11 protein-coding genes and 1 riboswitch are annotated in these 13003 nt (G+C 40.7%); of the genes, 4 read left to right on the top strand and 7 right to left on the bottom strand.

The window, feature by feature from the left end; all coding sequences use genetic code 11:
- Positions 1-9: 9 nt before the first annotated feature.
- The 3 genes from F994_RS09215 to F994_RS09205 all read right to left on the bottom strand — a co-directional run bounded on the left by F994_RS09215 (position 10) and on the right by F994_RS09205 (position 3998).
- Positions 10-630, bottom strand: coding sequence for an NUDIX domain-containing protein (locus tag F994_RS09215; protein WP_004650044.1), 621 nt, complete (start codon positions 628-630; stop codon positions 10-12).
- A 75-nt stretch (positions 631-705) separates the two neighbouring features.
- Entirely contained in the window at positions 706-2601 is a 1896-nt protein-coding gene (gene thiC / locus F994_RS09210; protein WP_004650043.1) for a phosphomethylpyrimidine synthase ThiC, read from the bottom strand.
- A gap of 113 nt (positions 2602-2714) precedes the next feature.
- Positions 2715-2840: riboswitch (TPP riboswitch) on the bottom strand.
- Positions 2841-2930: 90 nt separating this feature from the next.
- Positions 2931-3998 carry a hypothetical protein gene (locus tag F994_RS09205; RefSeq protein WP_004650041.1) on the bottom strand — a complete coding sequence of 356 codons (1068 nt, stop codon included), beginning with the start codon at positions 3996-3998 and terminating at the stop codon, positions 2931-2933.
- Positions 3999-4315: 317 nt separating this feature from the next.
- Here F994_RS09205 and phoU point away from each other — a divergent pair, with 317 nt between their 5' ends.
- Positions 4316-5035, top strand: coding sequence for a phosphate signaling complex protein PhoU (phoU, locus tag F994_RS09200; protein ID WP_004650040.1), 720 nt, complete (start codon positions 4316-4318; stop codon positions 5033-5035).
- Between the two features lie 441 nt (positions 5036-5476).
- Here the strand turns inward: phoU and F994_RS09195 are convergent, their stop codons facing one another.
- The gene (locus F994_RS09195; RefSeq protein ID WP_004650039.1) at positions 5477-6250 is read right to left on the bottom strand and encodes an IclR family transcriptional regulator; all 774 of its coding nucleotides are present in this window, start codon (positions 6248-6250) and stop codon (positions 5477-5479) included.
- Positions 6251-6730: 480 nt separating this feature from the next.
- On the opposite strand from F994_RS09195, the gene F994_RS09190 reads away from it, so the two are divergent.
- Genes F994_RS09190 through F994_RS09180 form a run of 3 tightly spaced genes read left to right on the top strand, consistent with a single transcriptional unit; the run spans position 6731 to position 10080 of the window.
- Entirely contained in the window at positions 6731-8815 is a 2085-nt protein-coding gene (locus tag F994_RS09190; protein WP_004650038.1) for an FUSC family protein, read from the top strand.
- A 2-nt stretch (positions 8816-8817) separates the two neighbouring features.
- Positions 8818-9024 carry a DUF1656 domain-containing protein gene (locus F994_RS09185; RefSeq protein ID WP_004650037.1) on the top strand — a complete coding sequence of 69 codons (207 nt, stop codon included), beginning with the start codon at positions 8818-8820 and terminating at the stop codon, positions 9022-9024.
- Positions 9025-9072: 48 nt separating this feature from the next.
- The gene (locus tag F994_RS09180; protein WP_004650036.1) at positions 9073-10080 is read left to right on the top strand and encodes an HlyD family secretion protein; all 1008 of its coding nucleotides are present in this window, start codon (positions 9073-9075) and stop codon (positions 10078-10080) included.
- A 97-nt stretch (positions 10081-10177) separates the two neighbouring features.
- On the opposite strand, the gene ruvX is transcribed toward F994_RS09180, so the two are convergent.
- The 3 genes from ruvX to recN form a co-directional block, all read right to left on the bottom strand.
- Entirely contained in the window at positions 10178-10621 is a 444-nt protein-coding gene (gene ruvX, locus F994_RS09175) for a Holliday junction resolvase RuvX (RefSeq protein WP_004650035.1), read from the bottom strand.
- On the bottom strand, positions 10614-11168 hold the full coding sequence (locus F994_RS09170; protein ID WP_004650034.1) for a YqgE/AlgH family protein: 555 nt from the start codon (positions 11166-11168) through the stop codon (positions 10614-10616). The genes ruvX and F994_RS09170 overlap by 8 nt, the downstream gene beginning before the upstream one ends.
- Before the next feature lie 117 nt (positions 11169-11285).
- On the bottom strand, positions 11286-12947 hold the full coding sequence (gene recN, locus F994_RS09165; protein WP_004650033.1) for a DNA repair protein RecN: 1662 nt from the start codon (positions 12945-12947) through the stop codon (positions 11286-11288).
- Positions 12948-13003: the final 56 nt, after the last annotated feature.

Raw genomic sequence — 13003 nt, 5'->3', positions numbered from 1 at the left:
TCTGACTCCTTAGACATTCCTTGTAGTTTTAATATGTTGTTGCAACCATTGCAATGCCATAATGACCGGTGCATTTTTTAAGCGACCATTGGTCAGCAAATTTTTAATGTCATGGTAGTCAATCAGATGTAACTGAATATTTTCCCCTTCATCGGGCATGCCAAATATGCCCCCTTCTTGAGGAAGTTCGGCTTGTGCGCTATATAAATGGAACAGTTCGGAACAAGCACCAGCAGAGGGATAAAAGCTAAATAAATGCTGTAATTGATCAATTTCACAACCCGATTCCTCTAAACTTTCACGGCGTATACAGCTTTCAGGTGATTCATCACCATCTAACACACCGGCAATAATTTCGAGTTGCCACGGTGAATCGACATCATCCATTGCACCGACACGGAATTGTTCAATTAAGGCGAATTTCTGTTGGTGATCATTATAAATAAGGACACCCGCAGCTTCAGGACGATGAACCAGTTCACGTTGAATCACTGAGGTAAATTCAGTTTGATCGAATAAACGATGTTTGAGATTTACTTTTTCAACCTGAATGAAGCCACGAAAAAGAGGCTCGCGTGACTGAATTTTGACTTGGTCGCTGTTATACGTTGCTTGTTGAATAATGTTCATATAGCTCAGTCAGGATGAAAAGCGTACATTCATCCTAACTGAGAATCTCATCAAAATAAAAGATTTTTTGTCAAATTACAGTTTGTGGTACAATTTTTGACCATGTTCTTGGTAGGTGGTTTTCATGGTATTGAATCCCGCTTCAATTTCGGCATTTGTTTCGGGTGTGGCTGCGGTATTACTTTGATTTTTCGCATAATCTCGCACGTTTTGCGTGATTTTCATCGAACAAAATTTAGGCCCACACATGGAACAAAAATGTGCCGATTTATGTGCTTCTTTTGGCATGGTTTCATCATGCATGCTGCGTGCTGTATCAGGATCAAGACTTAAGTTGAATTGGTCTTCCCAACGGAACTCAAAGCGTGCTTTAGATAAAGCATTATCACGGACTTGTGAACCCGGATGACCTTTGGCCAAATCTGCTGCGTGAGCGGCAATTTTATAGGTGATAATGCCATCTTTGACATCTTTCTTATTTGGTAAGCCCAAATGTTCTTTCGGGGTCACGTAGCACAGCATTGCAGTGCCATACCAACCAATCATGGCAGCACCAATGGCTGAGGTAATGTGATCATAACCCGGAGCAATGTCGGTGGTTAACGGGCCAAGGGTATAGAACGGTGCTTCTTTACAGACCTCAAGCTGTAGATCCATATTTTCTTTAATCATATGCATTGGCACATGACCCGGACCTTCAATCATCACTTGCACATCATGTTCCCATGCGCGATGAGTCAATTCACCCAGCGTTTTTAACTCACTGAATTGCGCTTCATCATTGGCATCTTGGATACACCCTGGACGTAAGCCATCTCCTAGACTAAAAGACACGTCATAGGCTTTCATAATTTCGCAGATTTCATCGAAATGGGTATAGAGGAAGTTTTCTTCATGATGCGCGAGGCACCACTGTGCCATGATCGATCCACCACGTGACACAATGCCGGTTAAACGGTTTGCAGTCAGTGGCACATATCTTAAAAGTACACCCGCATGAATGGTGAAGTAATCCACACCTTGTTCGGCTTGTTCAATCAGCGTGTCTTTAAAAATTTCCCACGTCAGATCTTCAGCGACACCATCGACTTTTTCCAAAGCTTGATAGATCGGAACCGTACCAATCGGAACTGGCGAGTTACGGATAATCCATTCACGGGTTTCATGGATATTTTTACCGGTGGATAAATCCATGATGGTGTCTGCGCCCCAACGGGTCGCCCACGTCATTTTCGCCACTTCTTCATCAATGCTGGAACCCAATGCGGAGTTACCAATATTGGCATTGATTTTCACCAAGAAATTACGCCCAATAATCATCGGTTCAATTTCTGGATGATTGATATTGGCAGGAATAATTGCACGACCTTCAGCGATTTCCTGACGTACAAATTCAGGCGTGATTTCAGTAAGGTTTTTCGCGCCAAAGTTTTGTCCTACATGTTGGCGTGCATCGACACCATCCAGTTGACGTTGGTTTTCACGAATTGCAATATATTCCATTTCAGGGGTAATGATGCCCTGACGTGCATAATGCATTTGGGTGACATTTTTGCCTGCTTTGGCACGACGTGGTTTTTGAATATGCGCAAAGCGAATTTCGGCGGTGCGAATATCTTTTAAACGTTCTTGTCCAAAGGCAGAAGTTAAAGTATTTAAACGTTCAGTATCGTCACGCTCTGCAATCCAGCTTTCACGCACATTCGGCAAACCTTTATTTAGGTCAATGGCAACTTTAGCGTCGGTATACACGCCTGAAGTGTCATAGACCAGAATATCGGGATTGTGTTCACCGCCTAAGCCAGTTGGGGTATCTGTAAGTTCAATGGCGCGCATCGGCACTTGAATATCAGCACGAGAACCTTGGATATAGACTTTTTTTGAGGCCGGTAAAATACGGGTGAGATCTTTGGAGTCTTGCTCATGTTGAGCAGAAATATCTGTTGCAGATAGATTCGTTAATTGGTTCATTGCAATGATCCTTATGAATGACATCAACGAATCAAGCACGACCAAAAACGTGGCAGACTTATCTTAGGTTTTAATTCAAGCTGAATTGAAAAATAGATAAATTGAGGGCTTAAGTTTTTAGATGGCTTGATTCCTACGCAGGTCTTAACCTGATCAGGTTCAACGGTACTCAGCATTAAATTGAAAGAATCAATTTTGCTGATCTCAGCGAGTAATTACTCGCGCTCCGTCAAGCGATGGACAAATATTAACATGCCTATGCATTAAAAAACATTCACATTAAATATCGCTTTTATTGTGTATTGGAGATATTCAGGTAAAAGATTGCTTTAGAGACAAACAGCATCACTAAAACAATCGCGTATTTTTGAGAGATTGGTATTTTTTAAGCCTAAATATTGCGCTAATTGTTTTTGGCTAAGTACGTTTTTAGACTGCGATGATTGTTCTTGCGCACTCGGCTGAACGGGTATTTGCTTTAAACGCTGCTCTTCTGAAAGTTGTAAAAAGTGCATAAATTTACCTGCTTGAGCGGCTAAAGCGGAATTTTTGATTTGCGCTAATTTTTCAATTTCATCTAAAGAACTACTTTGAACCGTATCTTGATCTAGATAGTGGTCAGAGACAGGTGAATTTTTGGTTCCTATAAATAAAAACACGCTATACATGTTTAAAAGATATTCGGCATCTTTACGATAGCTGCTTTTAGGATATTGATTTAAATATTCTTCCCAAAATAAGGCGCGTGTTGCAATCTCATGCGGTTCAATCATTAAGGTCTTTTCGACAAAGACCGGCATCATATTTTGAGCTGCTAAATTTTCGATAAAGATCTGTTCTGCCTGTGGCATGTAGGGCGCAAAAATTTTGGCTAAATATTCAGGACTACGACGATACTTCAACATTCCTTTACCTGCATCAAACAGCTCAATATAGGCTTGCCCTTTATGTTTGAGTAGATATTGATCACGTAACGAGAGTTGTTCAAAATGGTTTTGTTGAACCGTCGGATGCTGGGCTAAGTCAAAAGCATAGGCTTCAAAAGCAGCTTGTTGGGGCGGTGTGCGATTGACGGTTAAGAAGTTTTGATACATTTGATTCGACAGAGTTAAAAAATGCTTTTGTTCATCGAAGGTTGACAGCGGCAAGCATAATTTTAAATCTTGATTAATTTGTTCTAAAGCGAAAGTGGTTCGTTCCGAGTTAATGTTGAGTATTTCATTTTCAATATTTTTACATAATAAAGATAAATCAACCGGTTCATCTTGCTGTGATTGTTTCTGCACTTGTTCCGGAATAGGCTGTGGTTCAGGTTTTTGACACCCGAGCAAAAGTATACAAATGACAAAAGCAAAGTAAGGCTTTACAGAGCAACGTTTATTGAAAGGCACAGTCATTTTATATCTGGATACATGCAAAAATGATTTTGGAAAATAGGAGGCTATTTTATCGCTGAACAGGATTTTTTCTGTGTAGCATTGTGCAGGAGTTTGGTTACGCGTTGTGATGAGTAATCGATATTTTGCCGATCAAGTGCAATCACAGAGGGAGATGGTAAAAAGCTATAAATACAAATGAAGAAATGGTGGGTCGAGCATTCGTTGCAATAAGCCAGCTAAATATTAAGGCTGTTGTCATAAAAGTTTCATATTAGATATGATTTAATATTAAACAAAATTTTTAATCCTAAAAGTGCTGTTGTGGAGTGCGCCCCTTGCCAAATAATCCGGTGTTGAATCACCATATTTCATCGCAATTTAATGAAGATTTGCAGGATGTAAATACCAAGTTTATGACCATGGGAGGCTTAGTTGAACAGCAAGTTGCCAATGGGATTCATGCTTTATTAGATACCGATGCAAGTTTAGCGATTGATGTACAATTTCAAGACAATATCGTTAATCGCTTAGAGACGGAAATTGATGAAGCCTTAACCCTGATTTTGGCACGTCGTCATCCGGCAGCGATTGATTTACGTATGGTCATTGCCATGTCGAAAGCCAATACCGACTTAGAACGGATTGGCGATGAAGCGGCAAAAATTGCCCGTATTGCACAAAATTTATGTGAAGAGGGCAGTTCACCGCGTGGCTATATGGAAACCCGTCATATTGGTAATCAAGTGCGCGTTATGATCCATGATGCCTTAGATGCCTTTGCCCGTTTAGATGTCGATCAAGCTTTACGTGTACTTCTTGCAGATGCAGATATTGACCGTGAATATCAATCGGCAACACGCACATTAATGACCTATATGATTGAAGATCCACGTCATATTTCACGCGTGATTAATGTGTTATGGGTGCTACGTTCTTTAGAACGGATTGGCGATCATGCACGGAATATTTCTGAACAAGTGATTTATATGGTGAAAGGTTTAGATGTGCGCCATACCAGTGTTGAAGAGATTGAAGAGAAAGTCCAAGAGCGTTAATTAGAATATATGGTTTGCTTAAAAGCCTCAAAATAAATTGAGGCTTTTTTTATGCCTTGGATCACCAAAAACATCTAGAGAGATGAAGACTGAGGCCTCTAAAAAAATGAATATTGAATCTGCGCATTCTAGTGCGATAAATTTCCGCGCGGGATCGATGCTGCGCGATCCTTTTTGCTATTGAATACAGAACAGGCTTCAAATTGGAGTTCGGCAAGTGTTAATTTTATTTAAGACGTAACAAAAGATTAAAAATAAAGGCAAAAAAAAGCTCATGCATAGGCACAAGCTTTTCCTCTGAGGATGTCACTCAAATGGTCATGGAATCCAGTTGGTGACATCAAGAATGATAATCATATTATGAGAAAATGATCCGTAATACAATAAGCATGAGGCTTATTCTTGCATCATTTGATACTGATTTAACTATTTTTGAGTGGCTTAAAAATCTTCATTTTTAGACAATTCAGTAAATTTTTTCTCAATCAATGCGGCATTTTCTTTCAAAATTTCAATTAATTTTTGTAAGTTTACAAATTCAAAGCGATTTTTTGATGCCAATAGGGTTAATGCTAATGGCGGTTCTTTGCTTGAGAACTTAATCGGAATAGATAAGCCGGCAATATTCGGATCTAATTCACCATTCGAGAAATAAAAACCCTGTTTTTTAATTTGCTTCATTTTGAGTAAAAATTCAGCTTCACTCTCAGCAAAGTTAACTTCAGCAAGTTCAACCGAGAAGCGCTGGTAATAGTCCAAAATCCCTTGTTTCGGTAAGTGGGAAATAATCACTTTCGGCGATGAACCGACAAATACAGGACGCGGGCAACCTCGACCATAAGACAGCAAAGTGACATCTTTAAACAATTCATGATGAAGGTCGATACATGAATCATGGTTTAAATGCGTGAGCAGGCAACACAGTTCAGTACGTTCCACAATTTGCTGCATAAAAGGGATGCTAATTTGTACCAAAGGATCGGTGGTTCGAGAGATGTAATCCAACACTGCAATTTTAGAACCCAGTGTATAGTCGCCTGATGTGCCACTTAATCGTTGCAGTAATTCTGCTGAAACCAGTTCTTTTAAATAGCGGTAGCTGGTGGGTTTAGACAGTCCTAATTCTTCACTAATGATATCGACATTAATGATAGGGCGAGGCACAGAAAAGAGATCCAAAACGGTGAGAATCTTACCAAAACTAGAAAGTGCCATAAGTACCTGCTTGGTCAAAGCATAAAAAAGAAAATAACAATGAGCATTACTTTATAACAAAAAAGTAAGCAAAAGAGCGCTTTTGTTATGTCGATACTGTATTTGTCAGCATTTAATTTGTTTTTTATGCAATATGAGAAATTTAAGGCTGAGAAGTTGAATAGTTTGATGTTATTTTAATTGTATTATCGTAATAAGATATTTTATTTGACTTATTTTGGTTTTTTTGAAAAAATAATCAGAATAAATATCCAATGCTGAATTTTTAGCCTGATTCTGGTTGGTGGTTTTTCCTCGTTTATTTCGTCTAAATAACGCGCTGTAAAAGTTTCTCTATTCATTTTGAATGACGATTATTTCTGATGACATGCTTAGCTGCATGTATTTTTTGCACGATTTATCCGCAGGATATATCGTGTTTTTTAGTCGTCATCTAAAAATGAGTGGGGGAACTGTTCAATCTGAATGTGAGATAAGCCTATGCTGCTAACCAAACCTTTACTCGCTTTTCGACCCAGTAAATTGGATTGGATTTTTGCGACTAAAACTTTTGTGGCAGGCATTTTGGCGCTTTATATCGCATTTTCTTTAAATTTGGCTTATCCGATTTGGGCGATTGGTACAGTATTTGTGATCGCTAACCCATATTCTGGCATGACGTCATCTAAAAGTATTTATCGGCTGTTGGGGACCTTATTAGGTGCAATCGTGTCGATTGCCGTGACGCCATTTTTAATCAATACCCCGATGTTATTTACCTTGTTCTTGGCCAGTTGGGTCGGTTTTTGTCTGTATATTTCCATGCTAGACAGAACACCGCGCAGCTATGTTTCAATGTTGGCGGGTTATACCACGGTCATTATTTGCTACAACGTGGTTTACTATGCCGACACGGTGTCTATTTTTGATATGGCGCTTGGACGCTTTTTGGAAATTACTGTGGGGGTGGTGTGCAGTGCAATTGTCACCACCACCATTTTTCCAATGCATATCGGACCTGCGGTGCAAAGCCGTGTTGCAAAAACCATTCAGGATATTAAGGCATTATTTGATCAGATTTTACTGGATCAGAAACAGCTGGATAATTACAACCAATTGTTGGGCAATATTACCCGAGATGCTTCAGATATCCATGTGCTGGCCGTACATTTGTCTTATGAGAAATCTAAACTTCAGGGCATGACCAAACCCCTTCAGGAAATGTTGCATCAATTGACCCTGCTGGTGGCAAATTTGGTTGCCATGTCCGAACGAATGAAGCAGTTAGATCAAATTGAGATCACATACCGTGAAAATCTAAAAGCGGTACATGCGCATATTGCAGAATTTTTGCATGATCATCATGAAATAAAAGCACAAGAATTAAATTTTTTACCCAGCCAGTTTGAATCCGATTTTTCTGCTTTAGTGGCATCCGCACCTCCTGAACAGCAGCTCATTTTAAATGGTTTGAAGATGGATATTCGGCACTTTATTCAAAATGTGCGTGCGGTGAAATTGATTTGGCAACGCATTCAGCAAGGGGATGATGCCTTGCCAGAAAGTATGACGCCTTTAACCACCACCTATCCGAGTTTGCACCGTGATCATGGCGTGGCCGTGCGAGGTGGAATTTCCGCATTTTTAATCATTCTAATTGCGACTGCATTTTGGATATTAAGTGGTTGGAAAGCCGGATTTATGTTGGCGGAAATGGCCGCGATCAGTGCGTGTATTTTAACGGCAATGGATAACCCTGTACCTGCCTTAAAACTATTTATCCGAGCCAATATTTACTCTGCTGTGGTGGTGTTTATTTACGCTTATGGTGTTTTTCCGCATGTGACAGCTTTTTGGGAGTTGGCCTTGGTACTGGCACCCTTTAGCATATTTTGCCTGATGTTGTTTCCACATCCGCCCTTAGCAGGACTGGGCTTACCTTTATTGATGAGTTCAATCATGGGGCTGAATTTACAGAACCGTTATGTGTTGGATCAAATTGCATTTTTTGATGCCTCGATTGGTGCTGTGATTGGTCTGATTATTTCTGTGTATATCATTCATATGGTTCGAGCTATGTCTCCAGATATGGCTGTGCAACGTATTCTGGCTTTACATTATAAAGCCGTCAGAACTGCCTTATATCTGCCTTATGGGGCCGATTTTAAAAAGCATTTGCGTAGTATGCTGGATCGGATTGGGGTATTGAATAGTAAAGCAGTACAGTCTGAACAGCTTAAAAATGACATCAATTTGGCACTCATTGAAACCAGTGCAGTGATTGATTTAACTCGATTACAAGAGCTAATCAACCAATTGCCACAACAAGACGCGATCATTTTTTATATTCAAGATTTACAACAGTCATTAGATGACTATTTTCAAGCCAAAGAAATGCAGCGTGCATCTGCCGATATTTTACAAAATTTGTTGCAGCGTCTTGCTGTGGTTCACTCTGCAACGGATGACGTGGAAAATCGGCAGATTGCGCAGCGTTTGAATATTTCACTGAACAATATTCGCAGCAGTTTATGCCATCAAACGGGCTTAAAAATGGCTGAACACGAACAATGGGTAGGCATATAAGGATGGGCGAACTTAATCTTTATGGGGTTTACGTCCCGATCCTGTTAATTCAAAGCATTCTTGCTTATCTGCTGCTGCAAATCGTGATGCTGGCAACAGATCGACTGGTTGATCAGGGCTGGATTGCATGGCCGGGCATTTTTAATTTATGCCTTTATGTGCTGCTGCTTTTTCTGGTGCATTGGTTATTTATTTTATCTGGCATCTAAGCTGAAGATCAAAATTGTGCAAATTGAAATGAATGAGGTAAAGCGGATATGAGATCTTTTGATTTACGTAAAATAATCCGACCGATTGTTTTGCTGGTCATGGCGCTCATGGCAATTTTTGCCGTGATCCATATCTGGAATTATTACAATTCTGAACCGTGGACACGTGATGGTCGTGTGCGTGGTGATGTGATTCAGGTGTCTTCCGATGTTTCGGGCTTGGTGACAGATGTTTTAGTACAAGATAACCAAAGCGTTAAAAAAGGACAGGTGCTGTTTAAAATAGATGTCGCACGTCAAGCATTGGATGTGGAACAAGCGAAATCTGATTTGAGCAAAGCCAAAGCAAGCTTAGCCGCAGCTGAGGCCAGCTTAGTACAGGCCAAAGCTAATGTGGTTGCATCTCAAGCGAGTACTATGCTGGCTGAAAAAAATGCCAATCGTTATGCCAATTTAATGGAGGGTGCAATCTCTAAACAAGAACAAGATCAAATGTTTGCAGCACGAGATCAATCGCATGCTGAACATGAACAAATGCAAGCGGCAACAGCGCAGGCGCAAGCCAATATCAAGCAACAACAAGCCTTGATTGATGTTGCAAGCAGCCAATTGCATATGGCACAGTTAAATTTGCATCGTTCTGAAGTGATTGCCCCAGCAGATGGCACATTATCCAATTTTGAACTTCGGGTTGGCAATTATGTCAAAGTTGGGCAAGCGGTAGCGGCATTATTAGACCGTAAACAGTTGTACATCGTGGGTTATTTTGAAGAAACCAAACTTGATAAAATTTATGTCGGAGCACCTGCCACTATTCAGATGATGGGCGATGCTGAAAAATTAAAAGGCCATGTACAAGGGATTGCTTTAGGAATTGAAGACCGTGAACGCACATCGTCATCGGGGCTTTTAGCCAATGTAAATCCGACTTTTAGTTGGGTGCGTTTAGCGCAACGTGTACCAGTAAAAATTGTATTAGATGAAATGCCGAACAATGAATTGGCTTTTGTGGCAGGGCGCACGGCAACTATTCATATTGAAAAACCAGCCAAATAACCAACTTATTCTTTATTACTTTCAATTTAAAAAGCCATTCGGTTTGAATGGCTTTTTGACACAATATTGTTTGCAATGGTTTTAATGCTTGAGCAAATCAGGGTGTAAGCCCTTGAGGGGTTCGATACCAACTTTCAATAAAAAGTGCAGCGGCAATACTATCCGCAGCTAACTTTTTACCCCGACCTTGCGCTTGATAATGATCCAATTCATCACGGGCTTCACGTGTGGTTAAACGCTCATCCACCATCAAGGTTTCAATATTGGTTTGATGGCGCAAACGACGCGCAAACTTGCGCGAGCGCGCAGAAAGTTCGGACTCGGTATCATCCATATTTAACGGTAAACCCACTAAAAATAAAGTCGGTTGATACTGTTTCACAATTTTCAATAATTCATCCCAGTTCGGAATGCCATCTTTCATGGGAAACAGCGCAAGTGGATTGGCACTCTCAATCATGGATTGACCCACTGCCATGCCCATTTTTTGTGTACCAAAATCAAAGGCCATAATCATGTAGGGTTGTGATAAATCAGGCATGTCCAATCTCTGATGAAAGCCAAGTTCGGTCTACGCCCATTTTTTTATAGGCAGCATCCAAACGGTCACCATAAGGTAAATTAAAAATTAAATCCATATCGGAATCACAAATCAGCCAAGCACCACGTGCCATTTCTTGTTCCAGCTGATTTTTACCCCAACTGGCATAACCTAAGGCAATTTGGTAACGTCCAACGCCTTCATTATGTGCAATAGCATCTAAAATATCTTTAGACGTGGTAATACACACATTTTCACCCACAGCAATTGATGAATGCCAAGTCGGTTGACCGGTATGTAGCACAAATCCAGCTTCAGGGCGTAAAGGCCCCCCTTGTAATACATCATGAGGATGAACATGATCCGCTTCGATTTCAAGGTCATTCAAGAGTTCTTTGATTGAAAGACCAGACGGGCGGTTAATAATGATGCCTTGAGCGCCTTCTTCATCATGTCGTGCCAAATAAATAACGGTATTGGCAAAAAAATCATCGGCTAAATCAGGAGGCGCAATGAGACAGCGATGTGTCAGATATTGTTTAGTCATCTAAGCCATTCCCCCTTAAAATTAAAAAGCTGATTAAATTAATAATAATGTTCTTCTGTTTAACTTACTAAACTAATTGAGTTTCGCCAATCATTTTTTGTGATTTAATCGACAAAATTACACCTGTTGAAACTTAAGCTGACGCAATTGCTTGGCATGTTGCAGCGTGGTGTCATTAATTTCGACGCCGCCCGTCATACGAGCGAGTTCATCAATCCGTTGTTCTTCAGTAAGATTGATAATGGTACTGCTTGCAGGATCGGTTTGACGTTTTTTAACCAATAAATGCTGATCAGATTGGGCCGCAACTTGTGCTTGATGTGTAATACATAAAATTTGCACATGCTGAGCTAAATCTGCCAATAAACGCCCGACCATTTCCGCCGTTCCGCCACTGATCCCGACATCAATTTCGTCAAAAACTAAAACTTCAGATTCTGTTTTTTCCGCATTCATCACCTGCATGACCAATGCAATACGAGACAATTCACCACCTGATGCGACACGTGCCAACGGTTGCGCGGGAATGCCTTTATTTGCGGTGAACAGCAGTTGAATAAAGCTAAATCCTTCGGCTGTTGCTTGTTCTAAGGGTTCAAATTTGAATTCAAAATAGGCTTCAGGCAAGGCCAATTGTTTGACTTGTTCGGTCAGTTTTTTCGCCAAAGGGAGTGCTGCTGCACGGCGAATCTCATCTAAGTGTTGTGCTTTGGCTAAAAAGTCTTGCTGAGATAAGGCAACCTGTTCGGCTAAAGTTTCAGGATCTTCCAACTGATGCAGTTGTTCAAGTTCCGTCTGCCAAGTCTGATAATCCTGTTTCAACTGTTCAGGCTGGGTTCGATATTTACGCGCTAAACGATGAAAGATTTCGAGCTGTGTGTTTAGCTCTTCGACCCGCTCCGGATTGAAGCTTTGACGATCAATAAATTGACGCAAATTCGCCGTGGCATCTTCAATTTCACTTTGTGCATTGAGTAACGAGTTATAAATTTCGGACAGTTGTTCGCTACGACCCGCATGCGATTCAAGGCGGCGAATAATGGTCGAGATATCTTGAGTGATGTTTTGCTCAGCTTCATCCAAAGCATCTAAACTATAGCTACAATCTTGCATGATATGTTCATGATGGCTTAAACGGTCGAACTCTTGTTCAATCTCTTTATAGTCAATTGGGGTAATTTCTTCGAGTTCTTCAAGCTGCAAGGCTAAAGTTTCGATGCGTTGTTGTCGTGTCGCCTGTGCATCTAAGGCCGCTTGATGCTGACGAATGTCTTTTTGCCATGTGCTATAGGCCTCTCGGACAGCCTGTGCAGGTTGGTAAAAGTTGCTGTAATGATCAAGCCAATGTTTCGGATAGGGTGGTTCGAGCAATTGTTGCTGGCTGTGCTGACTATACAGTTGCACCAGTAAACGTCCAATTTCTTTGAGTTCAGACAGACTACTTGGGCGACCATTAATCCACGCTTTGCTACGACCTGTAGCAAAAATCACTCGTCTTAAATGAATTTCACCCGATTCATCATCCAGCTCATGGTTTTTTAACCATTCGGCTTCTGCACTGTGCGCTTGATAACTAAAAATGGCGGTGACATCGGCTTTATCATGACCAAAACGGACGTAATTGGTATCCGTACGTTCGCCTAAACATGCCGAGAGGGCATCTAATAATAAAGATTTACCCGCACCTGTTTCACCCGTCAGGACATTGAAACCTTGTTCAATATCAATGGCTAAATGATCGGCTAAAGCAAAATTGATCAGAGTTAAATGTGTCAGCATAAACGCATCCGAGCTGCGAAAAGTTTTAATTTAAGATAGTGAAATTTTGTTTGGGT

It is taken from the genome of Acinetobacter bohemicus ANC 3994 (assembly GCF_000367925.1).
Lineage (GTDB): Bacteria > Pseudomonadota > Gammaproteobacteria > Pseudomonadales > Moraxellaceae > Acinetobacter > Acinetobacter bohemicus.
The sequence above is the reverse complement of the archived record's forward strand: the minus strand, read 5'-3'. Positions and strand labels throughout refer to the sequence as shown.

Coding starts and splice junctions, on each gene's coding strand:
- thiC (WP_004650043.1), bottom strand. CDS start 2,601: ATGAACCAATTAACGAATCTATCTGCAACAGATATTTCTGCTCAACAT.
- F994_RS09185 (WP_004650037.1), top strand. CDS start 8,818: ATGGGCGAACTTAATCTTTATGGGGTTTACGTCCCGATCCTGTTAATT.
- ruvX (WP_004650035.1), bottom strand. CDS start 10,621: ATGCCTGATTTATCACAACCCTACATGATTATGGCCTTTGATTTTGGT.
- F994_RS09170 (WP_004650034.1), bottom strand. CDS start 11,168: ATGACTAAACAATATCTGACACATCGCTGTCTCATTGCGCCTCCTGAT.
- F994_RS09215 (WP_004650044.1), bottom strand. CDS start 630: ATGAACATTATTCAACAAGCAACGTATAACAGCGACCAAGTCAAAATT.
- F994_RS09195 (WP_004650039.1), bottom strand. CDS start 6,250: ATGGCACTTTCTAGTTTTGGTAAGATTCTCACCGTTTTGGATCTCTTT.
- F994_RS09205 (WP_004650041.1), bottom strand. CDS start 3,998: ATGACTGTGCCTTTCAATAAACGTTGCTCTGTAAAGCCTTACTTTGCT.
- recN (WP_004650033.1), bottom strand. CDS start 12,947: ATGCTGACACATTTAACTCTGATCAATTTTGCTTTAGCCGATCATTTA.
- F994_RS09180 (WP_004650036.1), top strand. CDS start 9,073: ATGAGATCTTTTGATTTACGTAAAATAATCCGACCGATTGTTTTGCTG.
- F994_RS09190 (WP_004650038.1), top strand. CDS start 6,731: ATGCTGCTAACCAAACCTTTACTCGCTTTTCGACCCAGTAAATTGGAT.